The sequence below is a fragment of the Exiguobacterium sp. s124 genome, from assembly GCF_018617485.1.
GTDB classification, from domain to species: domain Bacteria; phylum Bacillota; class Bacilli; order Exiguobacteriales; family Exiguobacteriaceae; genus Exiguobacterium; species Exiguobacterium aestuarii.
The window spans coordinates 166,540-188,392 of sequence record NZ_JACSKH010000002.1 but is presented as its reverse complement, the minus strand read 5'-3'; the positions used below and the strand labels follow the sequence as shown (position 1 = coordinate 188,392).

Genomic DNA, 21,853 nt, shown 5'->3' with positions numbered 1-21,853 from the left:
CAATTGCCTTTATGATAATGTTAAATCACATTTAACTAATTTGTAAAGGAGACTTCTTATGAAAAAATCATTTTCGAATCTACACATCTTGTTAATCGGAAAATTCATGTCGTTGTTCGCCTCAAACTTGTTCACATTTATCGCCGGATTGACTGTACTTACCACTTCCGGTTCAGGGTTACAATTTGCGATTGTCTTATTAGCAGGAACCCTTCCTCGCATTCTGCTCTCTCCTTTTGCTGGTGCTTATGCAGACAAGCTAAATCGCAAGCGTGTCATCGTAAATATGGAAACGTTAAATGGAATGCTGTTTCTTCTTGCCGGAATTTCGAGCTTAATTTGGACATTTAATGTCCCTGCTTATCTTTTGATCACCGCATTACTCTCTGTTTTTTCAACTTTCCTATCCGTGACTTTATCTAGCTCAATCCCTCTTTTGTTTAAGGAAGAAGAGTTACAACGGACAAACTCATTAATCCAAAGTATCATCTCATTTTCAAGTATCGGCACACCTTTATTGGCCGGAGCTTTATTTAAAATTCTACCGATTTCCGTATTCTTGTTCAGTTCAGCTGTATTATTTTTCATCGCAGGATTAGTCGCCACTCAACTTAAATTTCAAACCCGCGATATTCAAGAAACGTCTCAGTCGACTTGGAAAGAAGTACAATCCGGGTTTCAATATCTTAAAAAACAGCGTGTTTTATGGACCATTGCGCTCCTCGCTACTTTTCTTAATTTCTTTTTTGTCGCATCCGAAGTCTTATTCCCTATTGCTGCCTTACAAGAAATCGGGGTATCACCTCTTCAGTTCGGATTTTTAGAAAGTATGTTCGCCATTGGGTTTTTAGTCGCTTCATTACTACATGCATTACCATTCTTCAAAATTAAGTACCGACTTTCAACGATGAGAAGTGCCTTAATTGCTTTAAGCTTACTTTTTATCGGTCCAGCCATCCCACTTTACTTTACATTCAACGTATTGCCCGCTATCTTATTCTTTTCATTTTTCGCTTTATTGAGTGGCCTCTTCGTTATTCGAGCCAATATTCCGATTCAGATGTATTTACAAACGAACACAGATCCCAATTATCTAGGTCGTGTAATGGGAGTCCTCGAGTCACTTGCAATGGGAATCACACCACTTGGGTTCATTCTTTTCGGGTTTTTAAGCGATTTAATTCCAGTCGCTCTTCTCTACACCATCTGTATGATTTGTTTGCTTAGTCTCACTTTGATTTCCATGCATCGCATCCGTCACGATATCCAAGCAGAACGAGCAGAAGTCCAGTCGATCGAACGCATCTCGTAACGAAAAAAGACATCGAACGAATCAGTTCGATGTCTTCTCTGTTGACGGGAGTACCCGTTTTTCTAATAAAAATGGTCCGAATGGGATGACCGATGCCATGACGGCAAGCGTCAGAACTTTGAAGCCCCAACGGAAGCGCCATGCCATGTAAACGGCTGCGAGCACGTAGGCAACAAACAAGAAACCATGTGCAGCGCCGACGATGCTGACCGCGAGTGGAATACCCGCCATATATTTCAGTGGCATCGCGATGAACAGTAACAACAAGAAGGACACACCTTCTGTGTAGCCAAGCCATTTAAAATGAGTCGTAGTCATATGCGTTCTCCTTTATCTCTGTAGGCTATATCTATCGTAGCCGAAACATGAGAGGTTTGTCACAGGAGAGTGCATAAAAGTTACGAGGCTATTTGACGATTTGGTGAACGATGCAATACTTTTGTTTCGACGAAGTTGCGAAGGAACAAGCCATCGACTCCGATTTTTCCTGCGTTATGTCCAGCAACCAAAATCAATACAGATACGATCAACATCGTCGGGTTCGTACTGACCGTCCCTGAGAGCAAGAACGCCATGTTCATGACAAGACCGAAGAACGCCGCGCTACGTGTAAGTGCACCGAGCAATAACCCTAACCCGACCAAAAATTCACCATAAGGAATAAGGACATCGAATAATCCGGCGTTCGGAATCGCAAAGTTTTCTAAGAATGCAGCCCACCATCCCGCGACGGCTGGATGCTCTCCAGTCGCGAGCGTCACCGCGTTGTTTAAGAAACCTTCCGTTCCAAAGCCACCTGTGATTTTACCCCAACCTGCTGTTAACCAATGATAACCGAGCCAGACACGTAACACCGTCAAGATTGCCGTAGCGATGTTATGATTTTGCCAAAATTTCGTGAACATGATGATTCCTCCCTTTCAAGAAGTTGAATAAATGAATAATGTGATTACATTCACAATATAACACCTATGTTCACTATTTCACATATGTATTTTGCTTTGTTCATGATTCGTCCATATGTACGTCACACTCTATTCACATCCAGCAAAAAGACGCCTACTCGAGGCGTCTTTGAGGAGTTTACAACGTTACTTCTTGAGGTGGCTGCCCTTTTTTGTTCATCACACGCATCGATTCTGGTTCGATTTTGAGAATGACCAATTTCGGATCGTCCGGACCATCAAACCAGCCCTCGAGTTTGTCGTTCCACACTTTTTCTTTCATCGATTCATCGTCTGACACAGTCGCTTTACCTAAGATTTCTAAGTAAGTGTCTCCCACTCCATCTCCATCATAACCAATCAAAATATGCGTATATGGATTCTTCTCTAATTCCTCTACCTTATCTGTATCGTTCGAAGTTGCTGTATAGAGCGTGAAATCATCATGGAAAAATGTCATGTATCGACTATGTGGCTTCACCTTATATACCGTCGCCATCGTCCCTACATCACTTGAATCTAGGATTTTCAAAGCTGTTTCTTTTGCACTCATTCCAAATTCCTCCTTCATGATTTGTCGCTCGTATACTGTTCCCTCAAACTACACGATTAAACACAAAAAAACCTGCTCGCCGATGCGAGCAGGTATCATATTCCTTAGAAAGGAAGATTAGATTTTTTCAACGTTAGAAGCTTGTGGTCCACGAGCTCCGTCTGTGATTTCGAAAGTTACTTCTTGGCCTTCTTCAAGTGTCTTGAAGCCGTCGCCTTGGATTGCTGAGAAGTGTACGAATACGTCGTCTCCGCCTTCCATTTCGATGAAGCCGTAACCTTTTTCTGAGTTAAACCATTTTACTTTACCTGTGTTCATGAATGAACCCTCCTGAAATAAACGCTATGCGTTATAGTAGTGCCTTACTAGAAAAAACTTGACCAAAAAAAATACAAGCCTCTGGATTATCTAATGAAAAATAATCCCAAGCACTTGTGAATTATGATTCCAGCTATTCTTAATTAAGCACATATTGAATATAACACGACTAGATGCTTCTGTCTAGTAAATACTTCTGATTGCTAAAAAACAAGGTGAAACGGGTACATGCTAGAGAAGATGATGCTAGGAGGATCTATTATGAAAAACGCAAGAGAGCAACAATCAATCGCCTCGATGATCGCTTCTTACTCGGATTGGTCTGAAGACCTGATTCATCAATCACTCGAGTGGCACCGAGCGACACGCGAAAAGTCTTACTCAGCGCAACAACTGTCCATACCTTGCCGAATTCCATTGACGGAACGCATTGCTCCTGTCCAAACATCACTCCCGCTCGAACAAATCGATGGAATCGTTCGTCCTGTTTGGATGCGGCGACTCGATGCGGAATATTTGAATCTGATACAGGTCACGGAACAACGCGTCGACGTGACGGACTATGGGGCCGTCGGAGATGGTAAAACGGATTGTACGCTCGCCTTTCGTCTCGCTCTCCGTTCCAACCGTCGTGTCTTTGTCCCAGCAGGCGTGTATATCGTTCGAGGTATTCGCCTCCCTTCCAATTGTGTGCTAGAAGGTGCCGGTCAAGATGTCACGATTCTAAAACTATCCGATCGCGCACCAAGACATCGACGACTATTACGAAATGCCACTCCTTTTGTCGGAAATCATCATATCGAGGTGTGTCACCTGACGCTCGATTGGAACGTTGCGCGTTTAGGAGATGTGAAACGGACGACGAGCGGTGACACATCTTCGAGTGCTTTGACGTTTGCGCACGTGACGTATGGCTGGGTGCATCACGTGACGGCCAAAAATGCTGGACTACATGCGTTCGATATCACGTCTCCACACTATCATTATCTCGGAGATGGACTCCGCGCCGCAAATGGCAGTCGCTACATCCACCTCGACCACCTCGAGGCGACGAACTATGGCGATGACGGAATCACGACACATCATAGTGATGCTATCTATATTACCAACTGCTATTGTCATCATCCTCATGGTCGAACGCATGCCCTCGGATTCTCAAACTCGAACGGCATTGAGATCGACGACGGATCTCGACATGTCACGCTCGTGAACAATAAAAGTGAAGGCTGTTTTGGCGGAATCGAAGTGAAGGCACATGGCACCTCGTCAGCCGCTCATGACGTCCATATCTTCGGACACCTCTCCGTTCACGACAATCGCTCATTCAATTTCCGCCACATCAGTCATCATTTAGCGGACGACCCCGATTCGGCGACGGCACGCTTTCTGTCTGGTACGAACTTGGTGTCCATCGAACCGATTCGAAGCCCGCTCTATGCGAAGTCCTCTCCAAGAAGTCTAGTCGTCTCGGCGTATCAGGATGTCTTGATTCATGGATTGACCGCCATCGGTGACCCGACCTACGATTATGAACAACATCCGGCACTGGCGATTCAATACAAGTCTCGACGCGTTCAATTACATCGCATCTCCGTGCGCGGATTTACAACCTCGAGAGCTGATCTCGAGCTGTTCGGGGGAGATAACCGAACCGATGAAGTGACCATCGAAAACTTGCGATGCCACGAATCTGCGCCAATCGCTTTGAAAATAGGACGTCAGCTGGAAAACATCGCACTTCATCAAATCGAAGGGCAGAAAAAAAGTGGAGATGTACTCATCTCCACGAAAAGCCCAATCGATGTGCAAGATCTACTCGCTTACGGATTCTCAGACCGGGTGCGTTCGAACGTTTGAGCCGCCTCCACGAGCCGGTCCAATTTGTCCTCATCGAGTTCAAGCGAGCTTTCTTTCTGTTTGGCCATCATTCGGACGATTGCTTTGTCTAAAAAGCCCATTCGTTCAAAGTCATACCCGCTGCCGACGACTTCGACGAAATAGGCATGCTCGCGCAGTGTGGCACGATAGGCTTCTTCTAACTCACGAATCCGCTCTGATTCTGTCGGTGTGCCGGCACACAAATACAAAGCAAGGGGGCGCTCGAGCAAGTGTTCTTCATGATTGGTCAACCATTCCTTCATCTCGTCCTGGATGGTGCCCATCCGAATCGAGCTGCCGACGATGACGTGATCGATTGTCTCCCACATGACGATCGGCTCTTCCACGATATTTTGGACATGAACGTCTCCCGATAACCGTTCAGCGAGTAGAGACGCCACTTTTTCACTTGTCCCATATCTCGAAGAGTAAGCGATTAAAGTACCCATGTCGTTCCCTCTTTTCATGTCAGACGTTATTTATTCTATTCCCGAATCATGAAAAGAAGATACGTATGCACTCAAAAAAGCTCGCCAAATGGCGAGCTTTTCGTCACAGTTTATACACTTGTGCTTCGTAAGGACGAAGGGTGAACGGTTCAATCGGTTCCATGTTGCCGATGACGCGTTCTTTGACGTCATATGGTAAATCACGTTGTTGTGTGTCGCCTGAGAAGTTACAGAGCACGAGCCAAGTTTCTCCTTCGAACGATCGTGTGAACGCATAGACCGCCTCATCTTCCGGGAGCAAGAGCTCATACTTCCCATAGACGACGAGCGGATTGGCTTTACGGAGCGCAATCAACTGACGGTAGTAATGGAATAACGATTCCGGGTCTTTCCGTGCTGCTTCCGCATTGATGTCGACATAGTTCGGATTGACCTCAATCCAAGGCGTCCCCGTCGTAAATCCACCGTGCGCTTCGTTCGACCATTGTACCGGCGTGCGTGAATTGTCACGTCCTCGCTCATGGATTCCACGGAAAATCTCGTCGTGCGTTAACAACCCTTTTGATGTGTAATCACGATAGGCGTTCAACGTCTCAATATCCCGATACTGATCAATCGAATCAAACGCGACGTTCGTCATCCCAAACTCTTCGCCTTGATAAATATAAGGTGTTCCTTTTAATAGATGAAGGAGGGTCGCAAGCATCTTCCCAGAACGGACACGATATTCCGGTGAATCGTTTCCGAAGCGCGAGATGGCTCGTGGCTGGTCGTGGTTACTCCAGTACAGGCTGTTCCACCCTTCCTCTTCCAGTCCTTCTTGCCAACGTGAGAAGATCGTCTTTAACTCGGTCAACTTCCAGTCCGTCGGATTCCATTTCCCGAAGCTGCCGTTTCCGACGTCTACGTGCTCAAAATGAAAGACCATGTTCAGTTCGTTACGGTCTTCCCCCGTATAAAGCTTCGCTTCTTCCACACTGACACCTGGCATCTCACCAACCGTGATGGTGTCGTATTTCGATAAGACTTCTCGATTCATCTCTTGCATGAATTCATGGATGCGTGGTCCATTGAAGAAGAATGGCGTACCGTCGCCGTAGCCCGTTCCTTGCGTTTGACCATCCGGATAGCTTGGATCTTTGGAGATCATATTGATGACGTCCATCCGGAACCCGTCGACACCTTTATCGAGCCAATACGTCATAAGGTCATACACTTCACGACGAAGCGTCTCACTTTCCCAGTTCAAATCCGGTTGTTTCTTACTGAAGAGGTGAAGATAATACTCATCACTTGCTTCATCATACTGCCAAGCACTTCCGCCGAAGAAAGCTCCCCAGTTCGTCGGTGGCTGACCGTCTTTCCCTTTTTTCCAAATGTAATAGTCACGATATAGGCTCTCTTTTGAAGAACGCGACTCTATGAACCATTGGTGTTCGTCAGAAGAGTGGTTGACGACAAGGTCCATCATGATTTTGATCCCATATCGATGCGCTTCCTCAAGCATCGCATCAAAGTCTTGCATCGTACCGAACTCATCCATGATGGCACGGTAATCACGGATGTCGTATCCGTTGTCATCGTTCGGCGAGTCATACACCGGCGAGAGCCAGATGACATCAATCCCGAGTTCTGCCAAGTAAGACATCTTCTCCGTGATTCCTTGGATATCACCGATTCCGTCCCCGTTCGAATCATTGAAGCTCCGTGGATAAATTTGATATACGACCGCTTCTTTCCACCATTGTTTCATGTTACGTCCTCCTTGAAGTTCATTTCCGTTTCAACGCTTTCATCGTACTGCCTTCAAGTATGCATGACCATCCATGATATGATTAAGATATGTACAATCTTGCTATTAAAAGAGGAGATTATTATGGAAATCGGCTTTTGTGGCTATTCATATCATACAACGACTTATACTTTTCCATTTGCCAACTTACTCGATACGTATCTGATTCGCTTGCAGACGGAAGGAACGGCTCGGGTGATCGTCAATGAGGAAACACTATTCACACGACCTGGTGACGTATTGATTGTTCGTCCGGGTGACTTCTATGAAATGCATGTCGACACACCCGCGAGCGGAGACTACCATATCTTTTGTACCGGATCCACGATTGATACATGGTGGCATGCGATCCCACGGGAGCGACTGTATTCCATCACCATTGATTCCCGTCTCCTATCGCTATGGCAACACATCACGGAAGAAGTGCGTCGACCGCCTTCTGAACAGAGCACTGGATTAATCGAAACACTCGTCCAAGCGCTCTTACTCATGCTCGATCGCGCCATCCAAGACGTTCATTCCCATGCACGACCTCCAGTCGTCTCACGCATGATGCGTTTTATCGAAGCCCACGTCACGAGTGACTTCAAAGTGGCAGACGTCGCTATAGAGGTCGGACTAAGCGTTTCAAGAACCGTTCATCTCTTTAAAGAAGGGACCGGGATGACGATCATCGAATATGCACAATCGATTCGTCTACAGCTTGCCGAAGAGCAAATGCGCTATACAAAACATTCGTTAGAAACGATTGCGGAACTGTCTGGATTTCGAAGTTATCCATATTTCCACAGAATTTTTAAACGAAAATATGGCGTAGCACCAGGGGTGTATCGCACTCTTCAACAAAAAAACGAAAAAAAATAAAAAAAGAGTGATCCATTTTTTGAACCGCTCCGTTAGATGGGTGTAAATAACGACAACACTCACTTACGAAAAGGAGCGATTACACATGAAGAAGAAGACGTTAAACAAAATCGTAGCACCGGCACTAGCCTTAGGACTACTCGTACCGGTCAACGCACAAGCGGCGGATCACACACCGACAGCAAGCACACCAGCAGGTGACCTTCGCGCCACACTCGATCAACTCTTATCTGAGCACTACGTATTAGCCGTCACATCGATGATGAAAGAATATGACGAGGCAGCGGACGCTGAAGTATCGATGAAAGCACTCGATCAAAACGCACTCGACATGACACCAGCCATTTCTTCTATCTATGGAGAAGAAGGCGGGATGAAATTCGAAGAAATCTTCCGTGGTCACAACGACTATTCAGCAGATTTCGTTGAAGCAGCAAAATCAGAAGACAAAGAGTTACGCATGGAAGCTGAAGCTGAAGTTGACGAATTCGTAGATGAGTTCTCAACATTCCTCGACGCAGCGACGGAAGGTAACTTACCGAAAGACGCAGCAGCCGATGCACTTGAACTTCATGAAGACCAAGTCCTCTCTGTATTCGATAACTATGTCGAAGGAGATTATGAAGAAGCTTACATGACGTTCCGTGAAGGTTACAAGCACATGTTCAACATCAGTAAAGCCCTCTCAGGTGCAATCGTCACACAAATGCCTGACAAATTCACGACTGGAGCTGACACACCAGCTGTTGAACTCCGCTCGACATTGAACAGTCTTGCAGGTGAGCACTTCGCCCTCGCTGCAATCGGTATGCAAAAAGGTTACGACCAAGCAGAGGACTATGACTACGTGACATGGGCAGAAGACCAAAACACACTCGACTTTAAAGCGGCCATCGCATCTGTATATGGTGACGAAGGTGCTGCACAGTTCGAAAAAGTTTGGAACTCGGATCACATCACAGCACAAGGTGATATCGTAGCCGCTACACTTGAAGGTGACGAAGCGATGATTGAAGATGCGCGTATGCGACTTGATACTTTCGCTGTCGACTTCAGCACATTCCTCGATGCAGCAACAGAAGGTAACTTACCACAAGCTGCCGGTGAAGAAGCCATCAAACAGCACGAAGCGCTTGTACTCGACACATTTGATCAATATGTCGCAGGCGATGCAGAAGCGGCTTGGATGTCATTCCGTGAAGGATATGCGTTCATGTTCGGTGTTGGTGAAACACTCGGTAACGCAATCGTGACACAAATGCCTGACAAGTTCGAAGAAACAATGATGCCTGAAGAGATGCCTGAAACAGGTCTCGGTGGTGCACAAGAACAATCAATGAACAGCCTCTACGCTGCATTAGCTGTACTTGGCGGAATCTTACTCGCCTTCGTAACGCTTCGCAAACGTAAAGTGTCTGAACAATAATCAATAAGGAGGGAGCCCCATGAACAAGCGCCATTTGTTTCTGGCGCTCTCTCTCTTTTGTTTTAGCTTCTGGACGTGGACGAGCGCCCAAGAATCGTCGTCACCACCTGTAGAAGAAAAACAAATAGAGGAGAGCCCGGATTTAACGGCTGAATTCTCACTTCTACAGGAAGAGGTGAAGAAATTACGATTAGCTGAGGAAGAAGAAAACGCCAAGGCCGTTACCCCTGTTCAAATCCAAATTCCTAAAATTGATGTCGATACCGCCATCGAGCAAGTCGGAGTACTGGAAAATGGACAGATGGGTGTGCCAGAAGATGAAAATCAGGTTGGGTGGTTCGAACCCGGTGTCACACCTGGAAGTAAAGGGAACGCCGTGATTGCCGGTCATGTCGATAGTAAGACCGGACCAGCCATCTTTTATCAACTCGATCAACTTACAAAAGGCGATGACGTTCTGATTCAAGATGAGGCGGGGAACACCCTTCGGTTCCGCGTCACAAAGACAGAACGCTATGATACGAAAACCGCGCCAATCGAAGAAATTTTCGGTGCCACATCAAATCGTAATTTAAATTTGATCACCTGTTCGGGTACGTTCGGGGACGGGGGCTACGATGAACGATTCGTCGTATATACAGAGCTAGTGGATACCGAGCTGAACGAAACTGTCGAACTCGAGACACCGACGGCAGTCGAACTGAGAGGAAACTTATTGACATGGCATGCCGTACGTCAAGAGAGCGTGATCGGATATCGCATCTATGAAGTCGTCGACGGAAAAGCGACTCATATCGAAAGCATCCCGTCCCATGCGCGAAAGAGTATCGAAGTCGCAAGTGACAACACCAAATCCTACTATGTGACTGCGATCGACCAGCTCGGGAACGAGTCGAAACCTTCTGAGATGACCAAATGACAAAAGACCCCTTATTCACTTTGGAAGTGGATAAGGGGTCTTCTCTATTACACGAAGCAAGGAATCTGCGGATTGAACGTCTTATTGTTCTCCGTCATGACTTGCTTTTTAATTTTGCCTTCTCCGAGGTAAACGATGCGGTCAGCAAGCGCCTCAGCATCTTCCTCATCGTGTGTCACGAAAATCGTCGTCGTGCCCGTCTGCTTCAAAAGACGGCGAAGGTCGTCGCGAATCCGATGTTGGAGTGACGTATCCAAGTTACTGAACGGTTCGTCTAGAATCAACAACGCCGGTTTTGGTGCAAGCGCACGAGCGAGTGCGACACGTTGCTGTTGTCCTCCACTAAGTTCGTACGGATAACGGTGACGGAACTCCGTCAAATTGACGAGTTCGAGCATCTCTTCGACACGCGCATTCCGTTCCTTGCGACTAAGCTTGTGAAGGCCGAATCGAATGTTCTTTTCAACAGTCATGTGCGGGAAGAGTGCGTAATCTTGGAAGACCATCCCGACGCCACGATCTTCTGGCGGCATGAACTGACAATCGTCGCAACAGACACAGTCGTTCACGACGACGACGCCTTGGTTCGGCATCTCGAGTCCTGCGATCAATCGGAGAATCGTACTTTTCCCAGAACCGCTATCCCCAAGAAGCGAGACGATTTCGCCTTTTGTAATCGAAATCGAGAACCCTTTGATTGTTTCTTCATGCGCACCTTTATAGCTAAAATGTAAATCATTGATTTGAACAAACATTAGTCGGCCTCCTTATCAAGCACCTTGTGGGAAACGAAAATCAACAGTCCACTCATGAGGACGATGACGATCGAAGCGAGTGCCGCTTCGTGAATCTTCTCATCACTCACATATTTGAACGCCTGTGTCGCAAGCGTCGAAAAGTTAAATGGTTGTAAAAAGAGCGTCAATGGTAACTCTTTCATAATATCAATAAAGACGAGGATAAACGCGCTCATGATAGCGCCTTTGATCATCGGGATATCCACGCGGAAGAACGTTTGGACCGTGTTCCAACCAAGCATGCGGGATGCTTCCGTGAACGATTTTCCGACCTTCTCGAACCCGCTCTCAATCGAGTTGTATCCGATAGCGAGGAAGCGGATGACGTAGGCAAAGATGAGCATGATGAGCGTCGTACGAAACACGAACGTCTGACTCAAGTCGAGCGCCTTAGCCATGTCGAGCACTTTGTCATCGAGCCATAAGAAGAGCGTGATGACCGCAATCGCGATCGCTGCTCCCGGAATCGAATACCCAAGCGTCGTCACCTTTGAAATGACGCGTGTCATGTTCGACGGGAATAGTCGCGTATAGTTCGCAATGATGAGTGCGAACAACAGGATGATCACCGTTGCGATAAAAGCGACACGAACCGTATTCCAAACGAGTTGCCAAAATTCTTCCGTGAAGACCGTATCGAACGTCAGGAACGTCCAAGCCGTCAACTGCGTGAACGGAATGACGAATGCGATTGCAAAGACGATTGAGACGTAGGCGAATACTGCGTAGCGATGCCATCCTTGAAGCGGTCTCGGTTTGAGCGGCTTCACTTTCGTCGAAGCGTAACTGAACTGCTTTCGTCCCCGTACGAGCCGTTCCATCGTCAAGATGGCGATGACAAGAATCATCAGGGTACCCGCTAGCTTCAATGCCGACGACGTGTCTTTCATCCCGAACCATGTGCTAAAAATAGCGGTACTGAACGTCTGAATCCCGAAATATTTTACGACGCCATAATCGTTGAGTACTTCCATCAAGACGAGACTGACACCACCGATAATAGCGACTCGGGAAATCGGAATGACGACGGTGAAGAAAATATCCCACGACCCACGCCCGAGAATCCGTGCGTTCTCAATCATCGAGGACGACTGGTTATGCAGGAACGCTCGTGTAATCGTATAGATGTATGGATACAGGAACAAGGTGAAGATAAACACTGTTCCCTGAATCGACATGATATTGAAGTACGATTGATCGACGGTGATGCCGAACTGGTTCCGTAACGTCGTTTGAATCACACCCGTATAGTTTAAGATGCCGTGATACGTATACGCCCCGATATAAGGCGGGATCGCCAGCGGCAAGATGAGTGCCCATTTAAAGAAGCGACGGAACGGAAAATCATAGACGGTCACGAACCAAGCGAGGCTCGTTCCGATCACTGTCGTCAGAAGACCAGTGGCCAACATGATGAACAACGTGTTCCGTACGTAACGGGGCAACAAATACTCTTGAATGTGCTGCCAGTTCTCGTTGACCGGTGCGAACAATTCGACGAGCACGACGACTCCCGGCAAGACGATCAATAAAATCGCGAGAAAGCTAAGGATCGCCCATCCATTCAGTTGTCTTTTAACCGCGTGCCAGTTCATGTCGTACCGCTCCCGTTCTATAAACAATCAATTCCTGTCCCATCATATCAGTTTCTACGTGTCCCGTGTAGCGCTTAGGTGTTAGAAACGCAAAAACCTCCGGCCTGAACTCTCGTTCAAGCCGAAGTCATCTTACTTCCAACCCACTTCGTTAAAGATACGGATTGCTTCTTGTTGGTTTTCACCAAGTACTGAGAGGTTGATGTCTTGCTCTTTGAACTCGCCCCATGATTGAAGAAGCTCGTTCGGTTCAACCGATTCGTTGACTGGGTATTCGTAGTTCACACTCGCAAATTTCTCTTGAGCTGACGGTTCTGACATGAACTCCATCAACTTCTGAGCGTTTTCTGTGTTTTTCGATGCTTTTGTCATCGCGATACCAGAAATGTTCACGTGTGTGCCTGTTGTATCCTGGTTCGGGAAGAAGACACCGAGCTCTTCAGCGACTTTCTTCTCTTCTTCGTCCTCAGAATTCAACATGAGACCCATGTAGTACGTGTTCATGATGGCGACATCCCCTTCACCGGCGACGACTGCTTTCGCTTGGTCACGGTCGTTCCCTTGTGGGTCACGTGCCATGTTGTTCACTAAGCCTTTCGCCCACTCTTTCGCTTCATCGACACCGTTCACTTCGATGAATGATGCGAGGAGTGAGATGTTGTACATGTTTTCAGACGGACGGACGAGTACTTTGCCGTTCCACTGTTCTTCTGTCAACGCTTCATACGTCGACAACTCTTCTGGTTTCACGCGATCTTTCGAGTACACGATGACACGTGCACGTTTCGTCAAACCGAACCATTCGTTGTCCGTGTCACGATATTTGGCAGGAATGTTCGACTCAAGCTCATCGCTATCGACCGCTTGGAGATGTCCTGCTTCTTTCGCTTGGTACAAGTTACCGGCATCTGCCGTAATGAAGAGGTCAGCTTCTGTGCTCTCGCCTTCAGTGTTTAAACGCTCGAGGAGTTCGTCACTCTTACCTTCCACGACGTTTACCTTGATGCCCGTTTCTTCTTCAAACTGCTTATATAATTGTTGATCGACATCGTAGTGGCGACTCGAGTAAACATTGACGACGTTCGAATCGTCTGAGCCTTCATTTGAAGTTGTCTCATCTGTGCTTGCACAAGCGGCAAGGAGCGATGTCGTTAGTGCTGCTGAAATTCCTAAAGCTGCATATTTTTTGTTCATCTGTCATTCCCCCACGTTCAATTGATTTCTCTCTTTGGTAATGATAATTACTCTCAGTACCTATCATCACTGATAATCATTCTCACGTCAAGGTTTTTCTGCAATCGCTATCACATTGAATGTACGATTTGTGACAGTTTTGAGGTTATCATTTCTTGACTTCAAAAGAATGCGGACGATATAGTGAAATCAAACAAACCGTCTGGTCGGTACAGAAAGGGGTGGAAATATGACAAACCGATCGAACGTCACAAAACAAAAGCTACTCGATGCGGCAACGGACATCATCATGAATCAAGGTGTGCATCAACTTACGTTAGACGAAGTAGCCAAAACAGCCGGTGTTTCCAAAGGTGGACTTCTCTATCACTATGCTTCAAAAGAAGCGCTAATGACCGCAATCGTTGAGCGGTTGCAACAAGAGCAGAATGAACTGTATGCCTCACTTCAACAAGAAGGTCACGGTCCAGTCGAAGCGTTCGTTCGTCTGTTCGACGAGACGAACCTGCATCCCGAACGTTCCGCCATTCACATCGATGTCGAGAAAATGATCGCATTTCTCACGCTGTTCGCCGTCGACCAAGAGTATGCAGATCGATGGAAGCAAGATTTAGATACGTTCTTCGCCCAGTTCCAAAAAACAGCCGACCCGGTTGAAACGATGATCATTCGTTATGCGCTCGAAGGCATGATGATGTCAGAACATTTTGGTGTCGGTGTTCCCCCTGCCGAGCTCAAACAAGCGATTATTGCCCGATTGATTGAGCGGGCGCACGATATCGATCGTCAATCATAAAAAAACAACATATATGAGGAGATTAAAAACCCATGCAGAAAATCACATCCTTCTCCGTTAACAACAAGTTCGCCGTCTGGTTGATGACGATCATTTTGACGGCCGCCGGTCTTTTCGCCGGTTTGACGATGAAGCTTGAGACGTTACCGGACATTACGACACCGACCGTCTCGGTTACAACCATTTACCCAGGTGCATCCCCTGAGCAAGTGCTCGAAGAAGTCAGTACCGTTCTAGAAGACCGGCTTCAAAGTTTAAATGGTGTGGAACAAGTCCGTTCTTCATCGTTCCAAAACGCTTCGAACATCCAAATCGATTACGATTTCAGTACAGATATGGATGAAGCGGAACAGCAAGTCAAAGACGCGTTAAGTAACGTCGAACTACCGGAGTCGGCACAAGAACCTCAAGTGTCACGTCTCAGTTTCGACGCTTTCCCGGTAATCGGGGCTGCCATCTCGGATGAGAGTCTTGATTTGGCAGAATTGACGAAACTCGTCGAGGAAGAAGTCCAACCTGCGCTTGAAGGTGTAGAAGGTGCACAAACGGTCCAGATTGCGGGACAAGAGATTCGCCGCGTCGAACTTCAATTCGACCAAGAAGCGCTCGCTGAATACAATTTGACAGAAGACACGGTCAAACAATTGATTCAAGCGAACGATGCGCGAATCGCCCTCGGTTTGTATGAGTTGGGTGACACGGAGCAAGCCGTCGTCATCGACGGAAAGTCGGAGACACTCGAAGCGTTCCGCGATATCCAAATCCCTTACTCACCAGCACAATCAGCACCGGCGACACCGTCTGCTCCGACGGAATTGCCACCTGGTCAAACACCAGACGTGCCGACAGAGGTCCCGACGGAAGCACCATCGGCATTGCCACCGAACGTCCCAACGACAGTTCCGACTGTCGCGTTGAGTGAGCTTGCTACCATCGAAGACAAAGGAATCGAAGAATCGATTTCTCGCTCAAACGGCGAACGCTCAATCGGTTTACAAGTAACGAAGACACAAGACGCAAACACGGTCGATGTCGTCAACGCTGTCAAAGACATTTTGGCTGACTTCGAGGCAGAATACGATACAGCGAATGTATCGATCACACTTGACCAAGGACAACCGATTGAAGAATCGGTCGAGACGATGTTATCGAAAGCATTGCTCGGTGGTTTATTCGCCATCCTGATCATCTTAGTGTTCTTGCGCAACTTCCGATCGACAATCATCGCTGTCATCTCGATCCCGTTGTCGCTTCTCATGGCACTCATCGTGTTGAAACAATTGGACATCACGTTGAACATCATGACACTCGGTGCGATGACCGTCGCGATTGGACGTGTCGTCGATGACTCCATCGTCGTCATCGAGAACATTTACCGTCGACTCACACGGGCGAACGAACCACTTCGCGGAAAAGAACTGATTATCGCGGCGACAAAAGAAGTGTTCATCCCAATCGCCTCGTCGACGATTGTCACGATTGCAGTATTCTTGCCACTCGGTTTTGTCACAGGATTCGTTGGTGAGTTGTTCTTGCCGTTCGCCTTGACTGTCGTCTTCGCCCTTCTCGCTTCGTTGCTCGTGGCGATTACGGTCGTTCCGATGATGGCCGACTCGTTCTTTAAGAACCGTGACAAGTTGAAGCCGGAAGAAGGTCCAGGGAAACTCGCAGATTGGTATCGCGGTGTCTTGAACTGGTCACTCAACCATAAACTCGTCGTCTTTGGACTCGCGACTGCCCTTCTCATCGGTAGTTTCGCTCTTGTTCCAGCGATTGGCGTGAACTTCTTAAATCAAGAAGCAGATAAGACACTATATGTCACGTTCGACCCAGAACCGGGCCAAACGCTTGAAGATTCGATTGCTGCAGCAGAAGTGGCAGAAGAATACTTCATGGACGAACAACCGAACGCAACGGACGTTCAATTTACAGTCGGTGGAGAGAATCCGCTGAATCCAGGAAACAATAAACAAGGAATCTTCATCGTCCAGTATGACCCGGATACGGAAGATTTCGCAGATGTGAAGTTGGCTGATATCGAGAAGTTGAATGAACTCGCTTCAAACGGTGAGTGGAAAGAACAAGACTTCTCAGGTGGCGGCGCGACGAGCGGTGTGACGTATAACGTCTATGCCAACACACTTGAAGATTTAGAAGCGATCGTGCCGACCTTCATCGAAACGATTGAAGAAGAGACAGACTACGTGCGTCAGGCAACGTCAGACTTACGTGAGTCATATGTACAATATACGTTCAACGTCGACCAACAGGCCGCAGCGGAAGCTGGTGTGTCAGCAGGTCAAATCGCACAAGTGATCAGCCAATTCCAGGCACCAGAAAGCCCACTTGCGAGCGTGACGGTAGATGATAAACAGTTAGACGTCATCATCCCGAACGAACAAGTGACGTATGGCAGTGTAGATGACTTACAAGCACAAGAAATCACAACACCGTTCGGTCCACGTCCGATCTCAGACTTCATTGAAATCGAAGAAGGCACGACGCCGGACACACTCGTCGAGCGCGACGGAAAACTGCTCGCCCAAGTAAGTGTTGAACTCAGCACGGATAAAGCGACAGAAGCATCTGCCGCGATTGAAGAACGCGTATCAGACATCGAACTCCCTTCTGGCGTATCGTATGATGTCGGTGGGGTAACGGAACAGATTCAAGAATCGTTCACGCAGCTCGGTCTTGCGATGCTCGCTGCGATCGCCATCGTGTACTTGGTTCTCGTCATCACATTCGGCGGGGCAGTCACGCCATTCGTCGTGTTGTTCTCACTTCCGTATGCGATTATCGGAGGACTCGTCGCCCTTCTCATCACAGGTGAAACAATTTCGGTATCTGCCTTGATCGGAGCACTCATGTTGATTGGGATTGTCGTCACAAACGCCATCGTCTTGATCGACCGCGTCATTCATAAAGAAGAAGCCGGTTTATCAACACGTGAAGCGTTACTTGAAGCAGCAGGCACACGCCTTCGCCCAATCTTGATGACCGCACTCGCGACAATCGGTGCACTCGCACCGCTCGCACTCGGTCTCGAGGGTGGCGCACTCATCTCGAAAGGTCTCGGTGTCACCGTGATCGGCGGACTCACAAGTTCGACGCTCCTCACGTTGCTTATCGTACCGATCGTCTATGAGTTCTTCGCACGATTCCGTAAGAAAAAACAAGCGTAAACAAAAGAGAGTTGACTTTTAATAAGTCGACTCTCTTTTTTCGTTCAATAACACTGCATGATGATTTCGGTTTCTTCAAATCGTTCGGCACGGAGGGCATCTTCTGGGATAAGAAAATAGAGAATACCCGCATCCCCGAACATGACATCTAACTCTTCAGATGTGTCCATTTGAAACAACAGGAATGGATCATCGAATCGTTCCCCATATGTTTCTTGCACTTCTTCAAATACGTCATTCTGTACTTCATTCGGATGTCCACCGATTGCGTGGAGTTCTTCTTGATCGAATTGTTCGACGAGCGTTTCGTACATGTCGTCACCGAGCAAATCGTACAAATCATACCCATTCTCCGCATAACTCTCTTTGAAAGAAACGGCACGTTCATTCAATGCTTCTCCAACTCGCACTCGCTCAAGTTGCGTTTCTTCCGTATACAAGACACGCCAAAGATGACGTTGATTTTCATCTCCCCAAGGTTGTTCTTCCAAGTCATAGAAGAAAGACAACAAACCTTCTTTCGGGAGTGCATCCACGGATTCGAACTCAGCTAAATCACTTAAACGGAACTGAGCTAAACACGTCATATTCTCCCCAGGGTGCGAGTCAGCATTTGGCAAATCAGGATACCCACCAAACTTTGAATGGCCGATTGGCACCTCTTCTCGTGTGGTTCGTGGTACAAGCGTCAAATTGACCCGCTTCGTGAACGCACGTAAAATGTCTTCTCCGTTTTGTAATCCATGCTCTTGAATAATTGCTCAATCGTTTTTAGTTCCATCTCGACACCCCGCTTGTTTATGATAGATGTAGTATAGCATCCCGAACGTATGTACCCCTTATCTTTTTTGTTATACCCTTTTCTTGACCAATAACGATGAATTTGAGAAGATTCATACGTTTTGAATGAAGCGAAAGGAAGTCATATAAATGAAATTATTTAAATGGATCATCGGACTCTCACTCTTGTTTGGGTTGAGCACGCTCGGCAACTGGATCGTTGAAACGTTCTCCTGGAAAGTACCGGGCAGTGTCATCGGCATGGTGCTCTTGCTCGTCCTCTTACTGACAAAAGTCATTCGCGTGGAGTGGATTGAAGACAGCGCTGGATATTTGACGAAGCATCTCGCCTTCTTCTTCATCCCGATTGCCGTCGGTCTCATGGCGTACGGTACGTTGTTAAAGGCCGCCGGCATCCCGCTTCTCCTCACGTTACTCGCCAGCATGGCGGTCGGAATGATTGTGACGGCGCTCGTTTCCGGGAAAGAAGGTGAGGCATCATGACATACGTTTGGATTGGATTGACGATTCTCGTGTATACGCTTAGTCGGCAACTCTCTAAAAAATGGGCATCCCCGTTCACCAATGTCGTCTTCTTAAGTACAGCCATTTTGATTCTCTTGTTACTCGTGACGGGACAGTCCTATGATACGTATAAACCGGCTACCGATCTCATCACGATCTTACTCGGTCCAGCGACGGTCGCCCTCGGATTGCCACTCTATCGCAACCTACCTGTGTTACTCGCTCGGGCAAAGCGAGCATTAAGTGCGATTGTTATCGGGTCTCTCTCCACGATTTTTGTCGCTGTGCTCTTCGGGAAGTTGTTTTCGTTTACCGAAAACGTGTTGATTGCGCTATCGGTCAAGTCGGCCACGTCTCCGATCGCCCTCGAGTTGGCTCGACAACTAGAGGGGGATGCGACACTTGCCGCCTCAATTGCCGTCGCCTGCGGTATTTTAGGTGCGATGCTCGGACCGGTCTTGTTGACGTGGATCCGCATGGACGACCCGTTCACGCGTGGACTTACGCTCGGCACCATCAGTCACGGGATTGGAACCGCTCAGGCAGCGACTGAACATCCGCTGTCTGGTGCAACAGGTGGTGCTGCGATGGGATTGACCGCCATCTTCACATCGTTCATCTTACCCATTCTATATCCGTTTCTCTTTTGAACAGGTCACGCCCACTTCATCGATGGGTGTGACTTTTTTGTTTCGACTTCGAGCGCTCGTGATAAACTAATGAAGATGAAACTTTTAGAGGAGGGCAATCCATGCAAGAAAAATTAATTGAACGCTTAATGACTTACGCGAAGATCGATACACAGTCTGACTTCACGAGTACGACAACACCATCGACGGCTAAACAATGGGATTTGATTCGTCATTTGGAGAAAGAATTAAAAGAACTCGGACTGACAGATGTCGAGACGGATGAATACGGCTATCTATTCGCCACACTTCCAAGTAACGTCGATTATGACGTCCCGACAATCGGATTCCTTGCTCACGTGGATACAGCGACCGACTTCACAGGAACGAACGTGTCACCTCAACTCGTTGAGCATTATGAAGGTGGCGACATTGTCTTAAACGAGTCATTGAATGTCGTCTTATCACCAAAGGACTTCCCGGAACTTGATGGGTATATCGGGCATACGCTCATGACAACCGACGGCACGACACTCCTCGGTGCGGATGATAAAGCAGGGATCGCTGAAATCGTCACAGCTGTCGAATACTTATTGGCCCACCCTGAGATTCCACACGGGACGGTTCGCATTGCCTTCACACCAGATGAAGAAATCGGACGTGGACCACATAAATTCGATGTCGCCCGTTTTAATGCGGACTTCGCTTACACGATGGATGGGGGACCGCTCGGCGAGTTGCAGTATGAAAGCTTCAACGCAGCCGGTGCGACCGTCACCTTCCACGGAACGAACGTACACCCAGGTAGCGCGAAAAACAAGATGGTGAACTCGATGAAGCTCGCGATGGCTTTCCAAAACCGTTTACCGGCTGATGAGGCACCAGAGCGTACGAGCAACTACGAAGGATTCTTCCATTTGAACGGCTTCAATGGGGATGTGGAGAAGACGACACTTCAATACATCATTCGCGATCACGACAAACAGAAGTTCGAAGCACGTAAAGCATTGATGGAGAAACTTGTCCTCGAATGGAAACAAAAATACGGGGAAGAGCGGATTGAGCTCAAGATGGAAGATCAGTATTACAACATGGCCGAGAAAATCGAACCCGTGAAACACATCGTCGATACCGTCGCTGACGTCATGCGCGGCCTTGGCATCGAACCGAAGATTGAACCGATTCGTGGTGGAACAGACGGATCGCAACTTTCTTACATGGGTCTTCCGACACCAAACATTTTCACGGGTGGCGAAAACTATCACGGGAAGTTTGAATATATCTCTGTGAACAATATGGAAAAAGCAACAACCGTCATCATCGAAACACTTCGCACATTCGCGAAGCGTGCACAAGCATAACAAATGCGCCTCCAATCGTTCTCTTTTACACTAGAGACATTGGAGGCGATTTTTGATGAAACATACATTTAGCATGAACCTCGGCTGGGATGGCGGACGAAATGACGTCGGTACCCTCGAGGCCGAGCGGTTAAAGACACAGATTTCAATCCCACCCGAAATGGACGGTCCCGGAGTCGGTACGAATCCGGATGAGATGTTACTCGGAGCCGCGGCCACGTGTTATATCATCACACTCGCAGCCGTACTCGGACGAAGTGACTTGACTCACCGTGGCATCACGATTGATGCGGAAGGCATCGTCGATGTGACGAACGGCATCTTCACCTATGAGACGATTCGCTATGTGACAACGATTCAAGTACCTGCAGAGATGACGGATCGAGAAATCACGCTAGTCGAGCGCATCGCGAAAAAAGCGAAAGATCAATGTATGATTTCACGCGCGCTCGCAGGAAATGTGGCGTTTGAATTGAATACGACCGTTGTACGAGTCGACTAAAGCCATCGTGATGATGGCTTTTTCTGTGCATCGA

At 47.6% G+C, this 21,853-nt stretch carries 21 protein-coding genes; 11 read left to right on the top strand and 10 right to left on the bottom strand.

Going from position 1 to position 21,853, the window contains the following annotated elements:
- The first annotated feature begins 58 nt into the window (after positions 1 to 58).
- Complete coding sequence (locus tag KNO85_RS11520; RefSeq protein WP_214790230.1) at positions 59 to 1,312, top strand: MFS transporter; 1,254 nt, start codon at positions 59 to 61, stop codon at positions 1,310 to 1,312.
- Between the two features lie 21 nt (positions 1,313 to 1,333).
- On the opposite strand, the gene KNO85_RS11515 is transcribed toward KNO85_RS11520, so the two are convergent.
- The 4 genes from KNO85_RS11515 to KNO85_RS11500 all read right to left on the bottom strand — a co-directional run bounded on the left by KNO85_RS11515 (position 1,334) and on the right by KNO85_RS11500 (position 3,127).
- Positions 1,334 to 1,630, bottom strand: a complete 297-nt coding sequence (locus KNO85_RS11515; RefSeq protein ID WP_214746837.1) for a DUF3817 domain-containing protein — start codon at positions 1,628 to 1,630, stop codon at positions 1,334 to 1,336.
- Positions 1,631 to 1,710: 80 nt separating this feature from the next.
- Positions 1,711 to 2,217 (bottom strand): DoxX family membrane protein, encoded by a 507-nt coding sequence (locus KNO85_RS11510; RefSeq protein ID WP_214790228.1) that lies wholly within the window; start codon positions 2,215 to 2,217, stop codon positions 1,711 to 1,713.
- A gap of 178 nt (positions 2,218 to 2,395) precedes the next feature.
- Positions 2,396 to 2,809, bottom strand: a complete 414-nt coding sequence (locus KNO85_RS11505; protein WP_214695810.1) for a pyridoxamine 5'-phosphate oxidase family protein — start codon at positions 2,807 to 2,809, stop codon at positions 2,396 to 2,398.
- 117 nt (positions 2,810 to 2,926) lie between these two features.
- Positions 2,927 to 3,127 (bottom strand): cold-shock protein, encoded by a 201-nt coding sequence (locus KNO85_RS11500; protein WP_015880427.1) that lies wholly within the window; start codon positions 3,125 to 3,127, stop codon positions 2,927 to 2,929.
- A gap of 261 nt (positions 3,128 to 3,388) precedes the next feature.
- Between KNO85_RS11500 and KNO85_RS11495 the strand changes: the two genes are divergently transcribed.
- Positions 3,389 to 4,984 carry a glycoside hydrolase family 55 protein gene (locus KNO85_RS11495; protein WP_214790226.1) on the top strand — a complete coding sequence of 532 codons (1,596 nt, stop codon included), beginning with the start codon at positions 3,389 to 3,391 and terminating at the stop codon, positions 4,982 to 4,984.
- On the opposite strand, the gene KNO85_RS11490 is transcribed toward KNO85_RS11495, so the two are convergent.
- Together KNO85_RS11490 and KNO85_RS11485 are read right to left on the bottom strand one after the other, a co-directional pair.
- The gene (locus KNO85_RS11490) at positions 4,948 to 5,454 is read right to left on the bottom strand and encodes a flavodoxin domain-containing protein (protein WP_214790224.1); all 507 of its coding nucleotides are present in this window, start codon (positions 5,452 to 5,454) and stop codon (positions 4,948 to 4,950) included. The genes KNO85_RS11495 and KNO85_RS11490 overlap by 37 nt on opposite strands.
- A gap of 103 nt (positions 5,455 to 5,557) precedes the next feature.
- The gene (locus KNO85_RS11485) at positions 5,558 to 7,207 is read right to left on the bottom strand and encodes a glycoside hydrolase family 13 protein (protein WP_214790222.1); all 1,650 of its coding nucleotides are present in this window, start codon (positions 7,205 to 7,207) and stop codon (positions 5,558 to 5,560) included.
- A 123-nt stretch (positions 7,208 to 7,330) separates the two neighbouring features.
- On the opposite strand from KNO85_RS11485, the gene KNO85_RS11480 reads away from it, so the two are divergent.
- The 3 genes from KNO85_RS11480 to KNO85_RS11470 all read left to right on the top strand — a co-directional run bounded on the left by KNO85_RS11480 (position 7,331) and on the right by KNO85_RS11470 (position 10,455).
- A complete protein-coding gene (locus tag KNO85_RS11480) occupies positions 7,331 to 8,110 on the top strand; it encodes a helix-turn-helix domain-containing protein (protein WP_214790220.1) in 780 nt (259 codons plus the stop codon).
- 85 nt (positions 8,111 to 8,195) lie between these two features.
- Positions 8,196 to 9,536: a globin family protein gene (locus tag KNO85_RS11475; protein ID WP_214790218.1), complete on the top strand. Its 1,341-nt coding sequence runs from the start codon at positions 8,196 to 8,198 to the stop codon at positions 9,534 to 9,536.
- Between the two features lie 19 nt (positions 9,537 to 9,555).
- A complete protein-coding gene (locus tag KNO85_RS11470) occupies positions 9,556 to 10,455 on the top strand; it encodes a class F sortase (RefSeq protein ID WP_214790216.1) in 900 nt (299 codons plus the stop codon).
- A gap of 47 nt (positions 10,456 to 10,502) precedes the next feature.
- Here the strand turns inward: KNO85_RS11470 and KNO85_RS11465 are convergent, their stop codons facing one another.
- The 3 genes from KNO85_RS11465 to KNO85_RS11455 form a co-directional block, all read right to left on the bottom strand.
- Positions 10,503 to 11,210: an ABC transporter ATP-binding protein gene (locus KNO85_RS11465; protein ID WP_214742571.1), complete on the bottom strand. Its 708-nt coding sequence runs from the start codon at positions 11,208 to 11,210 to the stop codon at positions 10,503 to 10,505.
- A complete protein-coding gene (locus KNO85_RS11460; RefSeq protein ID WP_214790214.1) occupies positions 11,210 to 12,847 on the bottom strand; it encodes an ABC transporter permease in 1,638 nt (545 codons plus the stop codon). Before KNO85_RS11460 ends, KNO85_RS11465 begins: the two co-directional genes overlap by 1 nt.
- A 132-nt stretch (positions 12,848 to 12,979) precedes the next feature.
- A complete protein-coding gene (locus tag KNO85_RS11455) occupies positions 12,980 to 14,041 on the bottom strand; it encodes a Fe(3+) ABC transporter substrate-binding protein (protein WP_214790212.1) in 1,062 nt (353 codons plus the stop codon).
- Positions 14,042 to 14,270: 229 nt separating this feature from the next.
- Here KNO85_RS11455 and KNO85_RS11450 point away from each other — a divergent pair, with 229 nt between their 5' ends.
- The gene (locus tag KNO85_RS11450) at positions 14,271 to 14,837 is read left to right on the top strand and encodes a TetR/AcrR family transcriptional regulator (RefSeq protein WP_214790210.1); all 567 of its coding nucleotides are present in this window, start codon (positions 14,271 to 14,273) and stop codon (positions 14,835 to 14,837) included.
- 32 nt (positions 14,838 to 14,869) lie between these two features.
- Positions 14,870 to 18,022, top strand: a complete 3,153-nt coding sequence (locus KNO85_RS11445) for an efflux RND transporter permease subunit (RefSeq protein WP_214790208.1) — start codon at positions 14,870 to 14,872, stop codon at positions 18,020 to 18,022.
- Positions 18,023 to 18,066: 44 nt separating this feature from the next.
- Here KNO85_RS11445 and KNO85_RS11440 read toward each other — a convergent pair whose 3' ends face one another.
- Positions 18,067 to 18,714 (bottom strand): YwqG family protein, encoded by a 648-nt coding sequence (locus KNO85_RS11440; protein WP_251130686.1) that lies wholly within the window; start codon positions 18,712 to 18,714, stop codon positions 18,067 to 18,069.
- A 238-nt stretch (positions 18,715 to 18,952) separates the two neighbouring features.
- Between KNO85_RS11440 and KNO85_RS11435 the strand changes: the two genes are divergently transcribed.
- The 4 genes from KNO85_RS11435 to KNO85_RS11420 all read left to right on the top strand — a co-directional run bounded on the left by KNO85_RS11435 (position 18,953) and on the right by KNO85_RS11420 (position 21,819).
- The gene (locus tag KNO85_RS11435; RefSeq protein WP_214790206.1) at positions 18,953 to 19,306 is read left to right on the top strand and encodes a CidA/LrgA family protein; all 354 of its coding nucleotides are present in this window, start codon (positions 18,953 to 18,955) and stop codon (positions 19,304 to 19,306) included.
- Entirely contained in the window at positions 19,303 to 19,977 is a 675-nt protein-coding gene (locus tag KNO85_RS11430) for an LrgB family protein (protein WP_214790204.1), read from the top strand. The genes KNO85_RS11435 and KNO85_RS11430 overlap by 4 nt, the downstream gene beginning before the upstream one ends.
- Before the next feature lie 101 nt (positions 19,978 to 20,078).
- Positions 20,079 to 21,317 carry a peptidase T gene (gene pepT, locus KNO85_RS11425; protein ID WP_214790202.1) on the top strand — a complete coding sequence of 413 codons (1,239 nt, stop codon included), beginning with the start codon at positions 20,079 to 20,081 and terminating at the stop codon, positions 21,315 to 21,317.
- Between the two features lie 52 nt (positions 21,318 to 21,369).
- Positions 21,370 to 21,819: an SACOL1771 family peroxiredoxin gene (locus KNO85_RS11420; RefSeq protein ID WP_376777996.1), complete on the top strand. Its 450-nt coding sequence runs from the start codon at positions 21,370 to 21,372 to the stop codon at positions 21,817 to 21,819.
- Positions 21,820 to 21,853 lie beyond the last annotated feature (34 nt).

What these genes read in the sequence shown, in the direction of transcription:
- KNO85_RS11520 (WP_214790230.1), top strand. Translation starts at nt 59, where the DNA reads ATGAAAAAATCATTTTCGAATCTACACATCTTGTTAATCGGAAAATTC.
- KNO85_RS11515 (WP_214746837.1), bottom strand. Translation starts at nt 1,630, where the DNA reads ATGACTACGACTCATTTTAAATGGCTTGGCTACACAGAAGGTGTGTCC.
- KNO85_RS11510 (WP_214790228.1), bottom strand. Translation starts at nt 2,217, where the DNA reads ATGTTCACGAAATTTTGGCAAAATCATAACATCGCTACGGCAATCTTG.
- KNO85_RS11505 (WP_214695810.1), bottom strand. Translation starts at nt 2,809, where the DNA reads ATGAGTGCAAAAGAAACAGCTTTGAAAATCCTAGATTCAAGTGATGTA.
- KNO85_RS11500 (WP_015880427.1), bottom strand. Translation starts at nt 3,127, where the DNA reads ATGAACACAGGTAAAGTAAAATGGTTTAACTCAGAAAAAGGTTACGGC.
- KNO85_RS11495 (WP_214790226.1), top strand. Translation starts at nt 3,389, where the DNA reads ATGAAAAACGCAAGAGAGCAACAATCAATCGCCTCGATGATCGCTTCT.
- KNO85_RS11490 (WP_214790224.1), bottom strand. Translation starts at nt 5,454, where the DNA reads ATGGGTACTTTAATCGCTTACTCTTCGAGATATGGGACAAGTGAAAAA.
- KNO85_RS11485 (WP_214790222.1), bottom strand. Translation starts at nt 7,207, where the DNA reads ATGAAACAATGGTGGAAAGAAGCGGTCGTATATCAAATTTATCCACGG.
- KNO85_RS11480 (WP_214790220.1), top strand. Translation starts at nt 7,331, where the DNA reads ATGGAAATCGGCTTTTGTGGCTATTCATATCATACAACGACTTATACT.
- KNO85_RS11475 (WP_214790218.1), top strand. Translation starts at nt 8,196, where the DNA reads ATGAAGAAGAAGACGTTAAACAAAATCGTAGCACCGGCACTAGCCTTA.
- KNO85_RS11470 (WP_214790216.1), top strand. Translation starts at nt 9,556, where the DNA reads ATGAACAAGCGCCATTTGTTTCTGGCGCTCTCTCTCTTTTGTTTTAGC.
- KNO85_RS11465 (WP_214742571.1), bottom strand. Translation starts at nt 11,210, where the DNA reads ATGTTTGTTCAAATCAATGATTTACATTTTAGCTATAAAGGTGCGCAT.
- KNO85_RS11460 (WP_214790214.1), bottom strand. Translation starts at nt 12,847, where the DNA reads ATGAACTGGCACGCGGTTAAAAGACAACTGAATGGATGGGCGATCCTT.
- KNO85_RS11455 (WP_214790212.1), bottom strand. Translation starts at nt 14,041, where the DNA reads ATGAACAAAAAATATGCAGCTTTAGGAATTTCAGCAGCACTAACGACA.
- KNO85_RS11450 (WP_214790210.1), top strand. Translation starts at nt 14,271, where the DNA reads ATGACAAACCGATCGAACGTCACAAAACAAAAGCTACTCGATGCGGCA.
- KNO85_RS11445 (WP_214790208.1), top strand. Translation starts at nt 14,870, where the DNA reads ATGCAGAAAATCACATCCTTCTCCGTTAACAACAAGTTCGCCGTCTGG.
- KNO85_RS11435 (WP_214790206.1), top strand. Translation starts at nt 18,953, where the DNA reads ATGAAATTATTTAAATGGATCATCGGACTCTCACTCTTGTTTGGGTTG.
- KNO85_RS11430 (WP_214790204.1), top strand. Translation starts at nt 19,303, where the DNA reads ATGACATACGTTTGGATTGGATTGACGATTCTCGTGTATACGCTTAGT.
- pepT (WP_214790202.1), top strand. Translation starts at nt 20,079, where the DNA reads ATGCAAGAAAAATTAATTGAACGCTTAATGACTTACGCGAAGATCGAT.